Origin of the sequence: Streptomyces sp. NPDC004111 (genome assembly GCF_042874215.1) — a bacterium.
Taxonomy (GTDB): Bacteria; Actinomycetota; Actinomycetes; order Streptomycetales; family Streptomycetaceae; genus Streptomyces.
Map to the genome: position 1 here is coordinate 21,892 of NZ_JBIAMU010000004.1, position 18,389 is coordinate 40,280.

General features: G+C 71.9%; 21 protein-coding genes. 11 read left to right on the forward strand and 10 right to left on the reverse strand.

Annotated features, from left to right (window positions below; translation table 11 throughout):
- Positions 1 to 27: 27 nt before the first annotated feature.
- A complete protein-coding gene (locus ACFYVL_RS09800) occupies positions 28 to 1,290 on the reverse strand; it encodes an MFS transporter (protein ID WP_389242644.1) in 1,263 nt (420 codons plus the stop codon).
- 64 nt (positions 1,291 to 1,354) lie between these two features.
- Here ACFYVL_RS09800 and ACFYVL_RS09805 point away from each other — a divergent pair, with 64 nt between their 5' ends.
- Both ACFYVL_RS09805 and ACFYVL_RS09810 read left to right on the forward strand, forming a co-directional pair.
- On the forward strand, positions 1,355 to 1,732 hold the full coding sequence (locus ACFYVL_RS09805) for a MerR family transcriptional regulator (protein WP_389242646.1): 378 nt from the start codon (positions 1,355 to 1,357) through the stop codon (positions 1,730 to 1,732).
- A gap of 149 nt (positions 1,733 to 1,881) precedes the next feature.
- On the forward strand, positions 1,882 to 2,427 hold the full coding sequence (locus tag ACFYVL_RS09810; RefSeq protein ID WP_389242648.1) for a cupin domain-containing protein: 546 nt from the start codon (positions 1,882 to 1,884) through the stop codon (positions 2,425 to 2,427).
- A gap of 103 nt (positions 2,428 to 2,530) precedes the next feature.
- On the opposite strand, the gene ACFYVL_RS09815 is transcribed toward ACFYVL_RS09810, so the two are convergent.
- The 4 genes from ACFYVL_RS09815 to ACFYVL_RS09830 form a co-directional block, all read right to left on the reverse strand.
- Positions 2,531 to 2,965, reverse strand: a complete 435-nt coding sequence (locus ACFYVL_RS09815; RefSeq protein ID WP_389242650.1) for a VOC family protein — start codon at positions 2,963 to 2,965, stop codon at positions 2,531 to 2,533.
- A 10-nt stretch (positions 2,966 to 2,975) separates the two neighbouring features.
- Positions 2,976 to 3,350 (reverse strand): helix-turn-helix transcriptional regulator, encoded by a 375-nt coding sequence (locus ACFYVL_RS09820; protein WP_389243392.1) that lies wholly within the window; start codon positions 3,348 to 3,350, stop codon positions 2,976 to 2,978.
- Between the two features lie 243 nt (positions 3,351 to 3,593).
- Complete coding sequence (locus tag ACFYVL_RS09825) at positions 3,594 to 3,842, reverse strand: hypothetical protein (RefSeq protein WP_389242652.1); 249 nt, start codon at positions 3,840 to 3,842, stop codon at positions 3,594 to 3,596.
- A 41-nt stretch (positions 3,843 to 3,883) separates the two neighbouring features.
- Positions 3,884 to 4,294 (reverse strand): VOC family protein, encoded by a 411-nt coding sequence (locus tag ACFYVL_RS09830; protein ID WP_389242653.1) that lies wholly within the window; start codon positions 4,292 to 4,294, stop codon positions 3,884 to 3,886.
- Positions 4,295 to 4,422: 128 nt separating this feature from the next.
- Here ACFYVL_RS09830 and ACFYVL_RS09835 point away from each other — a divergent pair, with 128 nt between their 5' ends.
- The 3 genes from ACFYVL_RS09835 (at position 4,423) to ACFYVL_RS09845 (ending at position 6,064) form a co-directional block, all read left to right on the forward strand.
- Positions 4,423 to 4,914 (forward strand): helix-turn-helix domain-containing protein, encoded by a 492-nt coding sequence (locus tag ACFYVL_RS09835; RefSeq protein WP_389242655.1) that lies wholly within the window; start codon positions 4,423 to 4,425, stop codon positions 4,912 to 4,914.
- Between the two features lie 23 nt (positions 4,915 to 4,937).
- The gene (locus tag ACFYVL_RS09840) at positions 4,938 to 5,555 is read left to right on the forward strand and encodes a hypothetical protein (RefSeq protein ID WP_389242657.1); all 618 of its coding nucleotides are present in this window, start codon (positions 4,938 to 4,940) and stop codon (positions 5,553 to 5,555) included.
- Positions 5,556 to 5,728: 173 nt separating this feature from the next.
- The gene (locus ACFYVL_RS09845; RefSeq protein WP_389242659.1) at positions 5,729 to 6,064 is read left to right on the forward strand and encodes a DUF2516 family protein; all 336 of its coding nucleotides are present in this window, start codon (positions 5,729 to 5,731) and stop codon (positions 6,062 to 6,064) included.
- A 40-nt stretch (positions 6,065 to 6,104) separates the two neighbouring features.
- Here the strand turns inward: ACFYVL_RS09845 and ACFYVL_RS09850 are convergent, their stop codons facing one another.
- The 3 genes from ACFYVL_RS09850 to ACFYVL_RS09860 all read right to left on the reverse strand — a co-directional run bounded on the left by ACFYVL_RS09850 (position 6,105) and on the right by ACFYVL_RS09860 (position 10,410).
- Positions 6,105 to 7,532, reverse strand: coding sequence for a PP2C family protein-serine/threonine phosphatase (locus ACFYVL_RS09850; protein WP_389242661.1), 1,428 nt, complete (start codon positions 7,530 to 7,532; stop codon positions 6,105 to 6,107).
- Positions 7,533 to 8,148: 616 nt separating this feature from the next.
- Positions 8,149 to 9,204: an NlpC/P60 family protein gene (locus ACFYVL_RS09855; RefSeq protein ID WP_389243394.1), complete on the reverse strand. Its 1,056-nt coding sequence runs from the start codon at positions 9,202 to 9,204 to the stop codon at positions 8,149 to 8,151.
- Positions 9,205 to 9,561: 357 nt separating this feature from the next.
- Positions 9,562 to 10,410, reverse strand: a complete 849-nt coding sequence (locus ACFYVL_RS09860) for a class I SAM-dependent methyltransferase (protein ID WP_389242663.1) — start codon at positions 10,408 to 10,410, stop codon at positions 9,562 to 9,564.
- A gap of 262 nt (positions 10,411 to 10,672) precedes the next feature.
- Between ACFYVL_RS09860 and mshA the strand changes: the two genes are divergently transcribed.
- Both mshA and ACFYVL_RS09870 read left to right on the forward strand, forming a co-directional pair.
- On the forward strand, positions 10,673 to 12,025 hold the full coding sequence (gene mshA / locus ACFYVL_RS09865; protein WP_389242665.1) for a D-inositol-3-phosphate glycosyltransferase: 1,353 nt from the start codon (positions 10,673 to 10,675) through the stop codon (positions 12,023 to 12,025).
- On the forward strand, positions 12,018 to 12,524 hold the full coding sequence (locus tag ACFYVL_RS09870; protein WP_389242667.1) for a YbjN domain-containing protein: 507 nt from the start codon (positions 12,018 to 12,020) through the stop codon (positions 12,522 to 12,524). Before mshA ends, ACFYVL_RS09870 begins: the two co-directional genes overlap by 8 nt.
- Positions 12,525 to 12,549: 25 nt before the next feature.
- On the opposite strand, the gene ACFYVL_RS09875 is transcribed toward ACFYVL_RS09870, so the two are convergent.
- Positions 12,550 to 13,929, reverse strand: coding sequence for an MDR family MFS transporter (locus ACFYVL_RS09875; protein ID WP_389242669.1), 1,380 nt, complete (start codon positions 13,927 to 13,929; stop codon positions 12,550 to 12,552).
- Positions 13,930 to 14,117: 188 nt separating this feature from the next.
- Here ACFYVL_RS09875 and ACFYVL_RS09880 point away from each other — a divergent pair, with 188 nt between their 5' ends.
- Complete coding sequence (locus ACFYVL_RS09880) at positions 14,118 to 14,879, forward strand: phosphoglyceromutase (protein ID WP_389242671.1); 762 nt, start codon at positions 14,118 to 14,120, stop codon at positions 14,877 to 14,879.
- A 163-nt stretch (positions 14,880 to 15,042) separates the two neighbouring features.
- Positions 15,043 to 15,192 (forward strand): hypothetical protein, encoded by a 150-nt coding sequence (locus ACFYVL_RS09885; RefSeq protein ID WP_389242673.1) that lies wholly within the window; start codon positions 15,043 to 15,045, stop codon positions 15,190 to 15,192.
- A 189-nt stretch (positions 15,193 to 15,381) separates the two neighbouring features.
- Here the strand turns inward: ACFYVL_RS09885 and phoU are convergent, their stop codons facing one another.
- Positions 15,382 to 16,059: a phosphate signaling complex protein PhoU gene (gene phoU, locus ACFYVL_RS09890; RefSeq protein WP_389242675.1), complete on the reverse strand. Its 678-nt coding sequence runs from the start codon at positions 16,057 to 16,059 to the stop codon at positions 15,382 to 15,384.
- A 215-nt stretch (positions 16,060 to 16,274) separates the two neighbouring features.
- Between phoU and ACFYVL_RS09895 the strand changes: the two genes are divergently transcribed.
- Positions 16,275 to 17,621 carry a sensor histidine kinase gene (locus tag ACFYVL_RS09895; RefSeq protein WP_389242677.1) on the forward strand — a complete coding sequence of 449 codons (1,347 nt, stop codon included), beginning with the start codon at positions 16,275 to 16,277 and terminating at the stop codon, positions 17,619 to 17,621.
- Positions 17,618 to 18,298, forward strand: coding sequence for a response regulator transcription factor (locus tag ACFYVL_RS09900; protein ID WP_189822183.1), 681 nt, complete (start codon positions 17,618 to 17,620; stop codon positions 18,296 to 18,298). Before ACFYVL_RS09895 ends, ACFYVL_RS09900 begins: the two co-directional genes overlap by 4 nt.
- The last annotated feature ends 91 nt before the right edge of the window (positions 18,299 to 18,389 follow it).

Genomic DNA, 18,389 nt, shown 5'->3' on the forward strand with positions numbered 1-18,389 from the left:
GGGGCGGCGGGCCGGGGCGGCAGTGGCTCAAGCGGGCTGCTCCGTACGGCTCCTGGGGAAGCCGTGGGTGCGGGCCGCCAGCACCACCAGCAGCACCGGCACCAGCAGGACCAGCACGCTCCACGGGAAGGACGTCGAGCCGAGCGCCCCGAGCAGGATGCCGCCGGCCACTCCGCCGCCCGCCATGGCCACGTTCCACAGCGTCACCAGCATGGCCTGCGCGGCGTCGGCGTGCTCGCCGCCCGCGTCGCCCGCCGCCGTCTGGAGCAGCGTGGGGGCGCCGCCCCAGCCGAGACCCCACAGGACCACCGCGACGTACACCGTCGCCGTGCTGTCCGAGAGCAGCGCGAGGAGGGCGGCGGCGACCCCGATGAGCAGCGTGGCGCCGATCGTCAGGGCGCGCAGCCGGCGGTTGATCAGGGCGCCGACGATCCAGATGCTCAGCAGGGAGGCGCCGCCGAAGACCAGCAGGACGAGGTCGGTGGAGCCGCCCATGCCCAGTTCGGCGAGGAAGGTGGCGATGAAGGTGTAGAGGACGGTGTGTGCGAGGACGAGGACGAGCGTGACGAACAGGACCGGGGTCACGCCGGGGACGCGCAGGGTGCTCAGCACGCCGGGGGACTTCGCGGGGCGCTCGCCGGGCGCCGCGGAGCCGGTACGGCGCGGCAGGCCGGGGAAGTCGGGGACCACCGCGGCGATCCAGCCGAGCAGGACCAGGGTGAGGGCGGTCATCGCGAGGAACGCCGTCTGCCAGTCGGTCGCCTTCCCCAGGAAGGTGCCCGCGGGAACGCCCAGCGACAGGGCGACGGGGATGCCCGCCATGGCGATGGCGATGGCCTTGCCCTGGAGGTGTACGGGGGCCATCCGGCGGGCGTACCCGGCGAGCAGCGCCCAGGCGAGTCCCGCCGCGACACCGGCGACGAAACGGGCCGCCATGGTGAGGGTGTAGTCGGTGGAGAGGGCGGTGACCGTGTTGGCGGCGGCGAAGCCGGCCATCGCGGTCAGCAGCAGGTGCTTGCGCCGCCAGGCTGCGGTGGCCGCGGTCAGCGGGATCGCGGTGAGGGCGGTGCCGATGGCGTAGACGGTGACGGTCTGGCCGGTGGCAGACTCGCTGACCCCCAGGTCGCCGCTCATGGCCGGCAGCAGTCCGGCGGGCAGGGTCTCGGTGAGGCTGGTGATGAAGACGGCGGTGGCCAGGGCGAGGAGCGCGCCGAGCGGAAGTCGTTGCCGGGGTGCGGGAGTTGGGGTCGCGGGCCGCTGAACACCTGCTGTGGTGTGTGTGGTTGCCATGCGGTTATCGTCGAACCCTCACATCCATGTGAGGGTCAACGCGAGCGAGTGTGAGGTGGGTCACATGCGGATCGGTGAGCTGTCGGAGCTGACCAACACGCCCCGGAGGCTGCTGCGTTACTACGAGGAGCAGGGCCTCATCGCCGCCGAACGCGCGGCCAACGGCTACCGGGAGTACGACGAGCGCTTCGTCGACCGGGTCGCCCAGATCCGCGGACTGCTCGACGCCGGTCTGCCCACCCGCATCATCAAACAGATCCTGCCCTGCCTCGACAAGCCCCGCACCATCCACTTCCCCGACGCGACCCCCGAGATGCTCGCCACGCTGGAGGGGGAGCTGGAGCGGATGACGGCCCGGGTGGAGTGCCTGCGGCGCAACCGGGACGCCATCGCGGAGTACCTGGAGGCGGTGCGGCCGGTGGTGGCCGGGAGTGCTGATTGACCCATCGAAAAGGTCGCCGAATGCACCCCGCGGAGGGTCTTTCCGCTGCCTAGAGTTGTTCTCGCAGGGCAACGGGAACACGCGGGAAAAGCCGCGACCGGGGCCACGAGAGCAGTCGTGAGAACGGCTCTGAACGGGGGGTACTCCGCATGAACGCGATCCAGAACACCACCACCGCTACCGTCACCGCCGCCGCTTCCGGTGTCCCGGCCGCCGCCCGGCCCGTACTGACCCGGGCCGCCACCGCCGAGACCACCAGCGACCCCAGCAGCGTGATGACCCTGCTCGCGGACTGCGGCACCGACGGCAGCACGGTCACCAGCTACCGCTCCACCTTCGCGGCCGGTGCGGTCGGCGCGCCCGCGCACTTCCACACCCGGGCCTCCGAGCTGTTCTTCGTCATCGACGGCTCCCTCCAGGTGCTCGTCGACGAGGAGGTGCAGACCCTGGAGAAGGGCGACTTCCTCCTCGTGCCGCCGCACACCCCGCACGCCTTCGCCGCCGCGCCCGGGGCCACGGCCGACGTGCTCTTCGTCTTCACCCCGGGCATGCCCCGCTTCGACTACCTCCGGCTGCTGGGCCGGGTGATGCGCGGCGAGGCGAGCCCGCAGGAGATCAAGGACTCCTCCGAGCGGTACGACAACCACTACGTCGACAGCCCGGTGTGGCGCGAGGCGCTGGCGAACGGGCGCTGAGGGGTCTGCCCCGCGGGGTCCGGGGGTGCCACCTACGGGTCCGGCACCGGTTCCGGCGCGATGCCGGTACCGGTGCCGTCCGGGTGTCCGCGGACCGGCGGCGTTACCGCTTCTGCGGCTGGCTGAACCGGATCATGTTCCCGGCCGGGTCGCGGAAGGCGCAGTCACGGACGCCGTAGTGCTGGTCCATCGGCTCCTGGAGGACCTCGCCGCCACCGGCCCGGATCTGCTCGAAGGTGGCGTCGACGTCCTCGGTGCGGAAGATGACGCCCCGGAGCATCCCCTTGGCCATCAGCTCGGTCACCGCCTTGCGGTCGGCCTCCGAGGCGTTCGGGTCGGCGAGCGGGGGCTCCAGGACGATCTCGACGTCCGGCTGGGCGGGCGAGCCGAGGGTCAGCCAGCGCATCCCCTCGTAGCCGACGTCATTGCGCACTTCGAGGCCGAGCGCGTCGCGGTAGAAGGTGAGCGCCTTCTCGGCGTCGTCGACGGCGATGAAGCACTGGGCGAGGCTGACCTGGGTGTTCTGGTTGTTTTCCATGCCCTCAACGCTAGGAGCCGGCGGCCTTCCGCGCTTCTCCGTTCCTGACCGGCCTGGTGTGGATCTTGGCCACGCAGGCTGGAACGGCGGCGCCGTCCCGGTGGTCGCGGGCCCGGTACGCGCTCGGGCTCTCGCCGACCAGTTCGGTGAAACGGGAGCTGAAGGAGCCGAGCGAGGTACAGCCGACGGCCATGCAGACGTCCGTGACGGACAGCTCCCCGAGGCGCAGAAGAGCCTTGGCGCGCTCGATGCGGCGGGTCATGAGGTAGCTGTACGGGGTCTCGCCGAACGCGGTGCGGAAGCTGCGCTGGAAGTGGCCGACGGACATGAGGGCGCCCTGGGCGAGGGCGGGCACGTCCAGGGGCTGCGCGTAGTCGCGGTCCATCCGGTCGCGCGCGCGACGGAGCCGGACGAGGTCTTCGAGCGGGAGGGCTGCCACGGCACGAACGTAGCAGCGGCCGGGCCGGACGGCACCCGGTTCACGACTCCCGCCCGGACCGCCCCTCCGCACAGCCCAAAGGGGCGTCCCACCTGAGCAATTCAGGCGGGACGCCCCTGTGCGCGGCTGTGTGCGGCTGTGCGCGGCCTCTCGGGTCGCTTCTCCGTACGGCCCCTCAGACCGCGCGCGTCACGCCGCGCGCGTCACGCCGCGCTCGGTGCGGCGCCTGGTCACGAAGTCGTACGGGGACTCGCCGTACTCCGCGGCGAACTGCCGGGCCAGGCACCCGGCCGGCATCCCCGCATCGCGCGCGAGTGCCACGAGGTCCAGCGGGTGTGCGCAGTCACGGTCGATCCGGTCGCGGATCCTGCGCAGACGTGCGAGGTCGTGCAGGCGCTGCGCGGCGATGCGCGCGTGCGCCCAGGCGGGATTGCACACGGTGGGTTCCTCCCCCGGGACGGACGGGCCTGGCTGACCGGTCAGCGCACTTCCTGGATACGGATGAGGTTGCCCGCCGGGTCGCGGAAGGCGCAGTCGCGGATGCCGTACGGCTGCTCCGTCGGCTCCTGGACCACCTCCGCCCCGCCGTCCCGCACCTTCGCGAAGGTGCCGTCGAGGTCGGGCGTGGCCAGCAGGATCCAGCCGTACGTGCCCTTGGCCATCATCTCGGCGATGGTGCGGCGCTCGTCCTCGGTGATGCCGGGGTCGACGGCCGGCGGCGCCAGCAGGATGGAGGTGCCGGGCTGCCCGACCGGTCCGACGGTGATCCAGCGCATCTTGCCCTGGCCCACGTCGTTCCTGACCTCGAAGCCGAGGGCGTCGCGGAAGAACGCCACGGACGCGTCCGGGTCGTCGTGGGGCAGGGCGCTGGTGTGAATGCTGATGTCCATGCCCGTCAGGCTAAGTACGCCGGGCGGCCCGCGCTTCTCGATTCCTGACCGAAGGGCGCGCTGTGCGCTGGGACACTTTTGCAAGCACCCGCTTGCAAAAGTTAGCAAGGTGGGTGCACCATCGGGGCATGGCATCACTGAACGTCGGCAACCTCGGGGAGTACCTGCGCGAGCAGCGGCGCAACGCGCAGCTGTCGTTGCGGCAGCTCGCCGACGCCGCAGGGGTGTCCAATCCGTACCTCAGTCAGATCGAACGCGGCCTGCGCAAGCCCAGCGCGGACATCCTCCAGCAGCTCGCCAAGGCGCTGCGGATCTCCGCCGAGACGCTCTACGTGCAGGCCGGAATCCTCGACGAGAAGGACCGGGACGAGCTGGAGACGCGCGCCGTCATCCTGGCCGACCCCTCGATCAACGAGCGGCAGAAGCAGGTGCTGCTCCAGATCTACGAGTCCTTCCGCAAGGAGAACGCCGCGGAAGCGGCAGCGGAGGCCGCGGGGGACGCGGGCACCGCGAAGAACGATGCGGACAACGACGCCGCGCACCACATCGACGTGCGCGACGAGGACGCTTCCGGCGCCAATGGCGGTGCCGACGGCGATGCCGCCCCACCCTCACACTGATGCGATCCGGGAGGACCACAGTTATGGCCATCAGCGATGACCTGCGCAAGACCCTCGCCGACCCGACCCCCCTCTACTTCTTCGCCGGTACGGCCGACCTCGCCGTGCAGCAGGCCAAGAAGCTCGCCGACGAGGCGCCGGAGCGCTTCGAGAAGGTGCGCCAGAGCGACCCCAAGGTCGTGCAGGAGAAGGTGACTTCGCAGGCCAAGGAGGCGCAGGCCGTCCTCCAGGCGAAGCTCACCGAGGTGATCGGTTCCTTCGACACCGACCTGAAGAAGCTGGGCGAGACCGCCCAGGACCTCGCGCTGCGGGGCGTGGGCGTGGCCGCCGAGTACGCGGTCAAGGCCCGCGAGACCTACGAGAAGGTCGCCGAGCACGGCGAGCAGGCCGTGAAGCAGTGGCGCGGCGAGGCCGCCGAGGAGATCAACGAGATCGCGGTCGCCGTCGAGCCGGACCCGGAGCCGAAGTCCGGTGCCGAGTCCGGGACCAAGTCGCAGACCAAGGCTTCGGCCGCTGCCGCCGAGGACGCCCCGGCGGCCAAGAAGGCCCCGGCGCGCAAGACGGCGGCGAAGAAGACGGCTCCGGCCGCCGACGAGAAGACCGCCGACGACAAGGCCGCCGCGAAGGCCGACGACAAGTAGGTCCGGACCGGACGGGCGGGGCGGCCCTGCTGCTCCGCCCGTAGGAGCCGAACGGCCGGGCCCCCGTGGTCCGATGCGACGGGCCGGGTCGCCCCAGGGTGCCCGGTCCGTCGTTTCGGTACCTTGGGCGAGACGGTCAAGTGACGGTCAAACCTGATGAGGCGGTGCTCGGCATGTTGCGTGATGGATTCGATATCGGACTCTGGTTCGTGGTCGGCCTGGTCTTCACCGTGACCGCGGTGGCCGCGCTGGTCCTCGCGGCCATGGCCCGCGCCGACGCCTACCGCGCGGCCGACAAGCAGACCAAGAACTTCTGGCTGATCATGCTGGGCGTCACGGTCCTGGTGAACTTCCTGGGGATCTTCTTCCTCCAGATCGCCGGACTCGTCGCGTCCATCGTCTTCCTGGTGGACGTGCGGCCCGCGCTGCGGCAGGTGTCCGGCGGCGGCGGTCGCCGGGGAGGCAGCAGCAGCGACGGACCGTACGGTCCCTACAACGGCGGTCGCTGAGCCGCCCGCACCGCCGCCCGCCGGACGCGGGGGCGGTCGCTCACCAGGCCGGACGCCGAACCGTGGCCGGGTGCCCCTTGCCGGGCGCCCGGCCTTCGCCGTTCCCGGGGGTGCCGGGGGTGCCGGTCGCTTCGGGTGTTCCCGCGGGCCGCTCGCCGTCGCGAACCCGGTCCCTGTCACGGTCCCGGTCCAGCAGCAGGACGGCCACGTCGTCGGTGAGTTCGCCGCCGTTCAGGTCGCGGACCCGGGTGACCGCCGCGTCGAGCAGGTCCTCGCCGCGCAGCCCCTCGGACAGCTGACGGTTGATCATCTCGACCATGCCGTCCTGGCCGAGCCGCCCGGTCTCGCTGCCCTCGACGCGCCCCTCGATGAGGCCGTCGGTGTACATCAGCACGCTCCAGGCGCCGCCCAGTTCCACCTGCTGGCGGGGCCAGCGGGCGCGCGGCAGCAGACCGAGGGCCGGGCCCCCGTCGTCGTACGGCATCAGCTGGGCCGGCCGGCCCTGGCGGGCGATCAGCGGTGCCGGGTGGCCGGCCAGGCACAGCCCGGCCCGGCGGCCGTCCGGCGCGATGTCGAGGGTGCAGAGCGTCGCGAAGATCTCCTCGCTCTCCCGCTCGTGCTCCAGAACCCGCTGGAGGGTGGAGAGCAGTTCGTCCCCGCACAGCCCGGCGAAGGTCAGCGCACGCCAGGCGATGCGCAGCTCGACGCCGAGCGCGGCCTCGTCCGGGCCGTGGCCGCAGACGTCGCCGATCATCGCGTGGACGGTGCCGTCCGGGGTGCGGACGGTGTCGTAGAAGTCGCCGCCGAGCAGCGCGCGGGACCGGCCGGGCCGGTAGCGGGCCGCGAAGCGCAGGTCCGAGCCGTCCAGCAGCGGGGTCGGCAGCAGGCCGCGCTCCAGCCGGGCGTTCTCCTGGGCGTGCAGCCTCGACTCGGCCAGCTTGTACGAGGCGGTGTCGGCGCGCTTGCGCTCCACCGCGTACCGGATGGCACGGCTCAGCAGCCGGCCGTCCAGCTCGTCGCGGAAGAGGTAGTCCTGTGCGCCGGCCCGTACGGCGGCTGCCGCCTGCTCCGCCCGGTCCGGCGGGGTCAGCGCCAGCACGGCGTGGCCGGGGGCCATCCGCAGTACGTCGCCCAGCGCGCCCAGCACGGGCCCGTCGGCCGCTCCGGCGTCCTGCTGGCACTCGGCGCAGTGGCCGCAGCCCGGCAGATCCAGGTCCAGCAGGACGCAGTGCACGTCGTCGGTGAGCAGCCGCCCGGCCTCGGTGAGGTTGCGGGCGGTGCGGACGCGCACCTTGGTCCCGTTCGCCGAGTCGATCAGGTCGGGTACGGCGAAGGCGTCCGCCGGGTCGTTCTCGATCACCAGCAGCGTGAGGTCGGTCTGCTGCTGGCCGGACATGTGGTGGTACGGGCCGGCCTGACCGCTCTCCGCGGCAGGTACTGCTCGTTGCCGCGGTATGGGTACGGGCATCGGTTCGGTTCCTTCCCTCCCCCCGAGGGCACGGTGGGACGCCGAGCGACGTCCCGCCAAACGGGGACCATAGCGGTAGCCGGGGCCGCAACGGAATGCCGTTCACGAATCCGCCCCGGTCATATGCCGCTCCGTTCACCCGGCCCTGCCCAGGCATAAGCCGCTTCCCGCCATGCATCAGGCGCCCGTACCCCCCACCCCTGTCCATGACAAACATCACCCCACCCCACGGCCCCCGAAAGCGGGCACCGACGAGGGCGGAGCCGGGGGAGCGAAAGGAGAGGCGAAGGGGCGAAAGAGGGGGGAGACGCGTCGCGGACGGGACGCGGCGCGGACGGGACGCGGCGCGGGCCGCGAGGGAGCGCCGGCGAGGGACGCCTTGCCGGGGAGCGCCCGCGACGGGCGCCCGCCAGGACGGTGCCGCGAGGGAGCGCCCACGCGGGGAGGTGCCGCAGGGCGGGGTGCCGCGTGGGACCCTCCGCCAAGGGCGGTGCCGCGGGGCGGGGTGTCGCGCGGGATCCTCCGCCAGGGGAGGTGCCGCAGGGCGGGGTGCCGTGCGTGGAGGTGCCGCGCGGGAGGCCCCGTCAGGGGGAGCGTTCGTGGGCGGCTTCGGGTGCTAGCCCGGTCGGACCACGCCGAGTATCGGCATCGAGCCCGCGCCCGCGATCGTCACGTTCCGCCCCGGTCGGGGTGCGTGGACGATGGCTCCGTCACCCAGGTACATCCCGATGTGGCTCGCGTCGGAGAAGTACACGATCAGGTCGCCCGGCCGCATGGCCGAGACCGGGACCTTGGGCAGCAGCCGCCACTGCTCCTGCGACGTGCGCGGTATGTCCCGTCCCGCCGCCGCCCACGCCTGCTGGGTGAGCCCGGAGCAGTCGAAGCCGCCGGGTCCCTCCGCACCCCATATGTACGGCTTGCCGATCTGGGCCGTGGCGTACGTGATCGCCTGCCGGCCCTGCGACGTTGCCGCGCCGCCCTTGCCGCCCTTGAGCGCACCGGAGTTCAGCCAGGCCGACTGGGCGCGGTACTGCTCGTCCCGCTCCAGCTGGAGCATCCGCTCCCGCTCCTTCGCCTCCAGCCTGGACTCCAGCTTCTCGGCGGCGTCGATCTGCTTCTTGACCTCCTTCTGCGCCTTCTCCTTGCGCTTGCGGTTGGCCTCCAGCTTCGTCCACTCGGTGCTGGCGTCCTTCGAGTACGTCCGCAGGTCCTCCTGGGTGCGGGTCATCTCGTCCAGCATCCGCTTGACCGCCTGCTGCCCCTGCTTCAACTGCCCCGCGCCCCGCAGGAAGAGGTCCGGGTTCCCGCTGAGCATCAGCTGGGCGCTCCGGGGCACCCCACCCGTCCGGTACTGCGCGCGGGCCTGCGCGCCGAGCCGGTCCTTGAGCTTCTCGATGCGCTGCTCGCCCGCCACGATCGACCGGGCCAGCTTCACGATCTCGCCGGACTGATCCTGCGCCTGGTCCTCGGCGAGGTTGTAGGCGTCGGTGGCGACGGCCGCCTTCCGGTACAGCTCGTCTATCTCTCTTCGCACCTGGTCCAGGCTCTTGTCACCCTCGCCCCCGGCCGACGGCGGCGGAGCCGGATCGGCGGACGCCTGCCCCGGCAGCACGAGCACACTCAGGGCGCAGATCAGCGCGAGCGCGGTCGTGGCACGGTGGCGCCGGTGCACACGGTGGTGTCGGTTCATGAGCTCCCCCCGGAACAAGTCGAAGAGTCGAAATCCACATCGAATCTGATTTACCGTCAGTAACTTGGTGACGCTCCGGCGATGCTGCCACGCCGCCCGCGAAAGCGACAGAGGCGGCAACGACTTCCCCTCGCAACCCCCAAGAACCTTCCGGTCCTTCCCTCCACACCCGTCCGACGAACGAGATCGATTTCCCGTTCCCCGAATGCGGCCCCCACCGCGAAAGTCCCCCGTTATTCACCGGTACGTGGCCCTCCGGCCCCTCACCCTCACCGGTACGTGGCCTTCCGCCCTCTCGCCCTCACCGATACACGGCCCTCCGCCGCGCCGCGCCGCCCCTCACTCGTAAGCGACGCCCCGCGGAGCCAGCGCCTCCCAGCGCACCGTCACCTCGCCCTGCCGCCACCGCCGCTCCCCGTCCGCCGCCGCGTGCCCGGTGGGGGAGTGCGGTCCGGTCAGCGGCCAGTCCGCCGACAGGTCCCGCACCGCCCTGATCCACCGCTGCCGCGCCCCCAGCGAGGCGAACGGCGCCGCCGCCGCCCACGCCCGGTCGAAGTCCCGCAGGAACGCGTGTACCGGCTCGCCCGGCACGTTCCGGTGGATCAACGCCTTCGGCAGCCGCTCCGCCAGGTCGGAGGGGCGGTCCAGCGACCCCAGCCGGGTCGCGAACGTCACCGTCCGGGGCCCCTCCGCGCCCAGCGCCACCCACACGTGCCGCCGCCCGATCTCGTCGCAGGTCCCCTCCACCAGCAGCCCGCCCGGGGCCAGCCGGGTGCGCAGCCGCTCCCAGACGGCGGCCACCTGCTCCTCGTCGTACTGTCGGAGCACGTTCGCCGCGCGGATCAGCATCGGCCGCCGGCCCCCGTCCAGCGGCACCTCGAAGCCGCCGTGCCGGAAGGTGAGCCCCTCCCGCTCGTACGGCTTCGCACCGCTCACCCGGGCGGGCTCGATCTCGATGCCGACCACCTCGACCGCGGGCGCGGCGCCGCGCAGCCGTCCCAGCAGTTCGACCGCGGTCCACGGGGCGGCCCCGTAACCGAGGTCCACCGCCACCGCCCCCGGTGTGCGCAGCAGCTCGGGGCCGTGCACGGCGGCGATCCAGCGGTCCATCCGGCGCAGCCGGTTCGGGTTGGTGGTCCCGCGGGTGACGGCGCCGACCGGGCGCGAGGGGGACGTGCGGGAAGCCATGGAACGAGCGTAAGCGGGGCGAGAGTGCCGGGAGCGCAACGTAATGATTTGGCAAAACGGAAATGGACCAGGGAATTCCGCTGTTCACCCCCTTGGACAGGGCGGTGACGCCCCGTTCCGCCGTGCCCGCGGCAGGCCGGCGGGCACGGACCGCACCACCGCACGCGTACCGCCGCGCAACCGCACCGCCGCAGGACCCGTACGACCGCCCGACCACCGACCGCCCCGTGAAAGCCTGCCCCAGTCGAGGAGGACAGTCGACGTGAGCCAGTACGTCTCCCGACTCACCGGCACACTGGCCGCGGCGGCCCCGCCCCGGCTGCGGCTCCCTGGCACCACCCCGCGCAAGCCGCGCCGGATCGCCATGCTCAGCGTGCACACCTCACCGCTGCACCAGCCCGGCACCGGCGACGCGGGCGGCATGAACGTGTACATCGTCGAGCTGGCCAAGCGCCTCGCGGCGATCAACATCGAGGTCGAGATCTTCACCCGGGCCACCACCGGCGGCCTGCCCCCATCCGTCGAGCTGGCCCCCGGCGTCCTGGTGCGCCACATCGACGCCGGCCCCTACGAGGGCCTCGCCAAGGAGGAGCTGCCCGCGCAGCTCTGCGCCTTCACGCACGGCGTGATGCAGGCCTGGGCCGGACAGCGCCCCGGCTACTACGACCTCGTGCACTCCCACTACTGGCTCTCCGGGCACGTCGGCTGGCTCGCCGCCGAGCGCTGGGGCGTCCCCCTGGTGCACGCCATGCACACCATGGCCAAGGTCAAGAACGCCGCGCTCGCCGAGGGCGACACCCCCGAGCCCGCCGCCCGCGTCATCGGCGAGACCCAGATCGTGCGCGCCGCCGACCGCCTCATCGCGAACACCGCCGAGGAGGCCGACGAACTGGTCCGCTTCTACGAGGCGGACCCCGGCCACGTCGCCGTCGTCCACCCCGGGGTGAATCTGGAACGCTTCCGTCCGGCCGATGGGCGGGCCGCCGCCCGGGACCGGCTCGGCCTCCCGCAGGACGCCTTCGTCCCGCTCTTCGCGGGCCGCATCCAGCCCCTCAAGGCCCCCGACATCCTGCTCCGCGCGGTCGCCGTCCTCCTCGCCGAGGACCCCACCCTCCGTACGAAACTCGTCGTCCCCGTGGTCGGCGGGCCCAGCGGCAGCGGCATGGCCAAGCCGGAGAAGCTCCAGAAGCTGGCCGCGCGACTGGGCATCGCGGACGTCGTCCGCTTCCGCCCGCCGGTCGGCCAGGACCGCCTCGCGGACTGGTTCCGCGCCGCCTCCGCCCTCGTCATGCCCTCCTACAGCGAGTCCTTCGGCCTGGTCGCGATCGAGGCGCAGGCCACCGGGACCCCGGTGGTGGCCGCCGCGGTCGGCGGGCTGCCGGTCGCGGTGCGGGACCAGAGCACCGGATTCCTCATCGAGGGGCACGACCCGGCCGCGTACGCGCGTGCCCTGCGCCGCCTCATCGACCACCCGGAACTCACCGCCCGGATGGGCGAGGCCGCTGCCCGGCACGCCCAGGCCTTCGGCTGGGACACCGCCGCGTCGGCCACCGCGGACGTCTACACCGCGGCGATGCACGAACACCGCCGTCACGTACGCTCGCACCATGGCTGAGAAAGCGGACACGGCGGACGCACGGGAAGTCCTCGAAACGACCCTGAAGGACGCCGAACTGGAGTGGGAGAGCCCGCAGCCGGGCTCCTACGTCGTCAAGCTCCCCGGCACCCGCAAGCTCTCCACCACGGTCTCGCTGATCATCGGGCAGCACTCCCTCTCGCTGAACGCGTTCGTGATCCGCCACCCCGACGAGAACCACGAGGCCGTCCACCGCTGGCTCCTGGAGCGCAACCTGCGCCTGTACGGAGTGGGTTACGCGATCGACCCGCTCGGCGACGTCTACCTGGCGGGCAAGCTCCCGCTGGCCGCCGTCACCCCCGACGAGATCGACCGCCTCCTCGGCTCGGTGCTCGAAGCCGCCGACGGCAGCTTCAACACCCTCCTGGAACTGGGCTTCGCGTCCGCCATCCGCAAGGAGTACGCCTGGCGGGTCTCCCGCGGCGAGTCCACCCGCAACCTGGACGCCTTCGCGCACCTGACCCGGCCGCGCGACTGAACTCCCCACGGGACGGCCGGCGGAGCTACGCGGCCGGGGTGACCTCGGAGGACTTGGTGACGGCCTTCTCGTCCGCCACCGCGACGGCCTCGGGCACGGAGAGACCCTCGGACACGGGGACGCCCCCGGTCACGGGAGCCCCTTCCGCCACCGGGACATCCTCGTCCGTCCCCCGCGCCTGCGGCAGGTCCCGCATCAGCAGCCAGTACCCGGCCGCCGCCACCATCCCGATCACCGCGCACGCGCCCCACAGCCAGCCGCTGCCGTACCGGTCGATCACGTAGCCGCCCATCAGCGGGGCGGTCAGTGCCGCCACCGACCAGGACATCGTGTACATCCCCTGGTAGCGCCCGCGCCCGTGCACGGGCGACAGCTGTACCACGAGGCCGGTCTGGGTGGGCGCGTTGATGATCTCGGCCAGCGTCCACACGCACACCGTCAGCACGTACACCGCGAGCGACCCGGCGAACGCGGTCAGCCCGAACCCGTACCCCGCGAGCAGCGAGGAGACGATCAGCAGCCGGCGCGGATCGCGCTTCTCGATGAACCGCGTCACGGGGATCTGGAGCACCACGATCAGTACGCCGTTGGCGGCGATGGCGGTACCGAAGTCGGCGCTGCTGAAGCCGTCCGTACCCATCGCCACCGGCAGTGCCACGTACCCCTGCTGGAAGATCAGCGACACCAGGAACGACAGCCCCACCATGCCCATGAAGCGACCGTCCCGCAGCACGGTCCCCAGACCCACGCCCGCCTCGTCGGCCTGCTCCGCCACGGTCCGCTCCGGCCGGGACTCCGGCAGCTTGACGAAGACGACGACCGCGCAGAAGAGCGTCATCACCGCCTCGATGACGAAGCCCGCCAGATAGCTGTACTCGGCGAGGAAGCCGGCGCCCGCGGAGGAGACGGCGAACCCGAGGTTGATCGCCCAGTAGTTCAGCGAGAACGCCCGCATCCGGTCCTCGGGCTTCACGATGTCGGCCATCATCGCCTGCACGGCGGGCCGCGAGGCGCTGGACGCCATGCCCACCAGGAACGCCACGGCGGCGATGGCCACCGGGTGCTCCATAAAACCGAGCAGCGCCACCGAGAAGGCCGTCGAGAGCTGCGCGATCAGCATCGTGGGGCGACGGCCCAGCCGGTCCGTCATCACCCCGGCGACCAGTGAGGCGACGACGCCGCCGAGTCCGTGGAGCGCGACGACCAGACCCGCGTACGTCGCCGAGTAGCCGCGCTCCAGCGTCAGATAGAGCGCCATGAAGGTGGCGACGAACGCCCCCAGCCGGTTCACCAGCGTGCTCGTCCACAGCCACCAGAACGCCCGGGGCAGCCCCGAGACGCTCTCCCGCAGCGCCAGGACCGGGCCCTTCGGACGCTTCGGGACCTTCGGGCCGACTCGGGACATCCCCTTCGCGGACATCGTTCCCCCCAGGGATGTAAGTGCCTCAACGGATATGCGCAACTTACGTACCGGGTCCTCCCACCCGCCACTCGATTGACGAAGGTCCTCAATCGGCGGTCCGAGGACCCGCACCCCCCGATCCCCGCCCGTGCGCGCGCGAGGCACCCCGAATGTCCATTACGCTCGTACGCATGGCCGACGCACCGTACAAGCTGATCCTCCTCCGCCACGGCGAGAGCGAATGGAACGCGAAGAACCTGTTCACCGGCTGGGTGGACGTCAACCTCACCGAGAAGGGCGAGAAGGAAGCCGTACGGGGCGGTGAACTGCTCACCGCGGCGGGCCTGCTTCCCGACGTGCTGCACACCTCGCTCCAGAAGCGCGCCATCCGCACCGCCCAGCTCGCGCTGGAGTCCGCGGACCGCCACTGGATCCCGGTCCACCGCAGCTGGCGCCTGAACGAGCGCCACTACGGCGCCCTCCAGGGCAAGGACAAGGCGCAGACCCTCGCCGAGTTCGGCGAGGAGCAGTTCATGCTGTGGCGCCGCTCGTACGACACCCCGCCGCCGGTCCTGGAAGACGGCACCGAGTTCTCCCAGTCGGCCGACGCCCGCTACGCCACGATCCCCTCGGAGCTGCGCCCGCGCACCGAGTGCCTCAAGGACGTCGTGGAGCGCATGCTGCCGTACTGGTACGACGGCATCGTCCCCGACCTGCTCGACGGAAAGACCGTGCTGGTCGCCGCCCACGGCAACAGCCTCCGCGGTCTGGTCAAGCACCTCGACGGCATCTCCGACGAGGAGATCTCCGGCCTGAACATCCCGACCGGCATCCCGCTCTACTACGAGCTCGACGCCGACTTCCGCCCCCTCACCAAGGGTGGCAAGTACCTCGATCCGGACGCGGCCGCCGCCGCCATCGAGGCCGTCAAGAACCAGGGCAAGAAGAAGTAGCCCGCCCGCACCACCCGCAGGACCCCCACCGCACGTGCGCGGTGGGGGTCCTGTGCTGTGCGAACCCGTGTGCCCGCGTGCGCCGTTGACGCGCCCTCAGGGGCGGCAGTGCAATGGGCTAAGGGCGGACGTCTCCGCCCACCGGCCGTCGAGGAGGAACCCCATGGCAGATTCCCCCGCACCCGAGACCACCGTCGAGCGGTCCGTCGAAGTGCCCGCCCTTGTGCTGCTCGGTGCGTGCGGCTGCGGATCCGGCTGCTCCTGCGGATGTCAGTCCGGCGCCCCGTGCCAGTGCGGCGGCGGCTGCGGCTGACGGCAGCGTCGCGCGCACCAGCCGGCCACGGCGCGAACGCACCTGTGCCCCGCACGGACCCGGTGGGGTTCGTGCGGGGCACAGGTCCGTGCGCGCTCCGCCCCGGCCGGACGGAAGGGCCCGCGGGACGGATGCCGGCCCACGGGGGGCCTCAGGTCACCCGGTACGCCTCACGCGGTATGCCCCGCCTCACGCGGTGTCCGGCTGGGGCGCCGCCTGGATCTCGTCCGCGTGCTCGCCCGTCACCAGGTACACCACCCGCTTGGCGACGGAGACCGCGTGGTCCGCGAAGCGCTCGTAGTAGCGGCCCAGCAGGGTGACGTCGACGGCGGTCTCGATGCCGTGCTTCCAGCGGTCGTCCATCAGGTGCTGGAAGAGCGTGCGGTGCAGCAGGTCCATCTCGTCGTCGTCCTGCTCCAGCTGGAGCGCCAGGTCGACGTCCTTGGTGATGATGACCTCGGCCGACTTCGCCATCAGGCGCTGTGCCAGCTGCCCCATCTCCAGGATGGTCGCGTGCAGGTCGTGCGGTACGGCGGTGGCCGGGAACCGCAGCCGGGCCAGCTTCGCCACGTGCTGCGCCAGGTCGCCGGAGCGCTCCAGGTCCGCGCTCATGCGCAGCGAGGTGACGACGATGCGCAGGTCGGTGGCGACCGGCTGCTGCCGGGCGAGGAGGGCGATGGCGCGCGCCTCCAGGTCGTGCTGGAGGTCGTCCACCTTCTGATCGGCGGCGATGACGCTCTCGGCGAGCTTCAGGTCGGCGTCGAGCATGGCCGTGGTGGCCCGCCCTATCGCGGACCCGACGAGGCGGGCCATCTCGACCAGGTCCTCGCCTATCGAGTCCAGTTCCTCGTGGTACGCGTCCCGCATGGGTGTCCCTACTTCCTGACTTCTGGCGCAGTGGTGATTTCCGGGGTCTGGCGGGGCTCCGGCCCCCACATTCCCACCATCTGTCCGGTACGCGTCCGGTTACGGCCGACCAAGTGAACCAGCACCATCCCCTTGGTGAACTCTGGGCGACGAACGTTCGAGGCGACACCCATTCGCTTGGGGCCATGTCAGTGACCAGGCATAACCTTGTGCACATGGACGTGAACGCGGCAGTGGCCGCAGCAGCAGCGATAGCCGGACTGTGCACCGGCATCATCGCGATGCTCGCGTTCCGCTGGAGCGAACGCGAGCAGAAGAGGCCCACCCGCTCCTCCGCCCTGCGCCCCGAGCCCAACGGCACGCTGCCGCCCGGCGTGGACACGGTCCTCTCCGTGCTCCGCTCCTCCGCGGTCGTCCTCGACGAGAGCGACAACGTGGTGAAGGCCAGCTCCGCGGCGTACGCCCTGGGCCTGGTCCGGGGCGGGAAACTGGCGGTCGAGCCGATGATGCACATGGCCCGCGACACCCGCAGGGACGGCGAGATACGCCAGGTCGAGCTGGACCTGCCGCGCCGGGGGACCGGCCGGGGCGAGGCCCTGGCGGTGTCCGCGCGGGTCGCCCCGCTCGGCTCCCGGCTCGTACTGCTGCTGGTCGAGGACCTCACCGAGGCCCGCCGGATCGAAGCGGTACGACGCGACTTCGTCGCCAACGTCAGCCACGAGCTCAAGACCCCGGTCGGCGCGCTCTCGCTGCTCTCCGAGGCCGTCATGGACGCCTCGGACGACCCCGAGGCGGTCACCCGCTTCGCCGGCCGGATGCAGATCGAGGCGACCCGGCTCACCTCACTGGTCCAGGAGCTCATCGATCTCTCCCGGGTGCAGAACGACGACCCGCTGGAGGACTCGGAGCCGGTCCGCGTCGACGAACTGGTCGCCGAGGCCATCGACCGCAGCCGACACACGGCCTCCACGAAACAGATCACCATGCAGGCCGGCGGCACCTCGGGACTGCACGTCTGGGGCAACCGCGGCCAGCTCGCCGCCGCCCTCGGCAACCTCGTCGAGAACGCCGTGAACTACAGCTCCGCCCGCACCCGCGTCGGCATCGCCGCCCGCCGGGTGCCGGCCCCCGGCGGCGACCTCATAGAGATAGCCGTCACGGACCAGGGCATCGGCATCTCCGAGCGCGACCGCGAGCGGGTCTTCGAGCGGTTCTACCGCGTCGACCCGGCCCGCTCCCGCGCCACCGGTGGTACGGGCCTGGGCCTGGCCATCGTCAAGCACGTGGCCGCCTCGCACGGCGGGGAGGTCACCGTGTGGAGCTCCGAGGGCCAGGGCTCCACCTTCACCCTGCGGCTGCCCGAAGCGGGCTCCGTCAGGGAGGCCAGGGTGGAACACACCCCCGGCCGCCCCCTCGTCGGACCCGACGACGTCGACGAGCTCGACGACGCCGGTGACGACGTGACCGCCGATGACGAAGCCGCCGGCAGCGTCGCCGCCGGCCGCGGTACCTACGAGACCCCCATCCGAGAGAACACCCCTGCCCCGGAGGTCCTTCCGTGACCCGAGTGCTCGTCGTCGAGGACGAGGAATCCTTCAGCGACGCCCTGTCCTACATGCTCCGCAAGGAGGGCTTCGAGGTCGCGATCGCGGCCACCGGCCCCGACGGCCTCGACGAGTTCGAGCGCAACGGCGCCGACCTCGTCCTCCTGGACCTGATGCTGCCGGGCCTGCCCGGCACCGAGGTCTGCCGCCAGCTGCGCGTGCGCTCCAACGTTCCCGTGATCATGGTCACCGCCAAGGACAGCGAGATCGACAAGGTCGTCGGCCTGGAGATAGGAGCCGACGACTACGTCACCAAGCCCTTCTCCTCCCGCGAGCTGATCGCCCGCATCCGCGCGGTGCTGCGCCGCCGCGGCGAGCCGGAGGAGGTCACGCCGGCGGCCCTGGAGGCGGGCCCGGTCCGGATGGACGTGGACCGCCACGTCGTCACCGTCGCCGGTGCCAAGATCGACCTCCCGCTGAAGGAGTTCGACCTCCTGGAGATGCTGCTGCGCAACGCGGGCCGCGTGCTGACCCGTATGCAGCTCATCGACCGGGTCTGGGGCGCGGACTACGTCGGCGACACCAAGACCCTCGACGTGCACGTCAAGCGGCTGCGCGCCAAGATCGAGCCCGACCCGGGCGCCCCGCGCTACCTGGTCACGGTGCGCGGCCTGGGCTACAAGTTCGAGCCCTAGACCGGCCCGCCGTCCCGGCCGCGCACGACCTGCGCGGCCGAGGACGGCCGGGACGTACGACAAGGGCCCCGCCGGAGCGATCCCGGCGGGG

Excerpts from the sequence above, each read along its gene's own strand:
- ACFYVL_RS09800 (WP_389242644.1), bottom strand. The coding sequence starts at position 1,290 with ATGGCAACCACACACACCACAGCAGGTGTTCAGCGGCCCGCGACCCCA.
- ACFYVL_RS09880 (WP_389242671.1), top strand. The coding sequence starts at position 14,118 with ATGGCCGACGCACCGTACAAGCTGATCCTCCTCCGCCACGGCGAGAGC.
- ACFYVL_RS09860 (WP_389242663.1), bottom strand. The coding sequence starts at position 10,410 with ATGGCTTCCCGCACGTCCCCCTCGCGCCCGGTCGGCGCCGTCACCCGC.
- ACFYVL_RS09820 (WP_389243392.1), bottom strand. The coding sequence starts at position 3,350 with ATGGACCGCGACTACGCGCAGCCCCTGGACGTGCCCGCCCTCGCCCAG.
- ACFYVL_RS09885 (WP_389242673.1), top strand. The coding sequence starts at position 15,043 with ATGGCAGATTCCCCCGCACCCGAGACCACCGTCGAGCGGTCCGTCGAA.
- ACFYVL_RS09870 (WP_389242667.1), top strand. The coding sequence starts at position 12,018 with ATGGCTGAGAAAGCGGACACGGCGGACGCACGGGAAGTCCTCGAAACG.
- ACFYVL_RS09835 (WP_389242655.1), top strand. The coding sequence starts at position 4,423 with ATGGCATCACTGAACGTCGGCAACCTCGGGGAGTACCTGCGCGAGCAG.
- ACFYVL_RS09805 (WP_389242646.1), top strand. The coding sequence starts at position 1,355 with ATGCGGATCGGTGAGCTGTCGGAGCTGACCAACACGCCCCGGAGGCTG.
- ACFYVL_RS09830 (WP_389242653.1), bottom strand. The coding sequence starts at position 4,294 with ATGGACATCAGCATTCACACCAGCGCCCTGCCCCACGACGACCCGGAC.
- ACFYVL_RS09815 (WP_389242650.1), bottom strand. The coding sequence starts at position 2,965 with ATGGAAAACAACCAGAACACCCAGGTCAGCCTCGCCCAGTGCTTCATC.
- ACFYVL_RS09875 (WP_389242669.1), bottom strand. The coding sequence starts at position 13,929 with ATGTCCCGAGTCGGCCCGAAGGTCCCGAAGCGTCCGAAGGGCCCGGTC.
- ACFYVL_RS09895 (WP_389242677.1), top strand. The coding sequence starts at position 16,275 with ATGGACGTGAACGCGGCAGTGGCCGCAGCAGCAGCGATAGCCGGACTG.
- ACFYVL_RS09810 (WP_389242648.1), top strand. The coding sequence starts at position 1,882 with ATGAACGCGATCCAGAACACCACCACCGCTACCGTCACCGCCGCCGCT.
- ACFYVL_RS09850 (WP_389242661.1), bottom strand. The coding sequence starts at position 7,532 with ATGCCCGTACCCATACCGCGGCAACGAGCAGTACCTGCCGCGGAGAGC.
- ACFYVL_RS09840 (WP_389242657.1), top strand. The coding sequence starts at position 4,938 with ATGGCCATCAGCGATGACCTGCGCAAGACCCTCGCCGACCCGACCCCC.
- ACFYVL_RS09845 (WP_389242659.1), top strand. The coding sequence starts at position 5,729 with ATGTTGCGTGATGGATTCGATATCGGACTCTGGTTCGTGGTCGGCCTG.
- phoU (WP_389242675.1), bottom strand. The coding sequence starts at position 16,059 with ATGCGGGACGCGTACCACGAGGAACTGGACTCGATAGGCGAGGACCTG.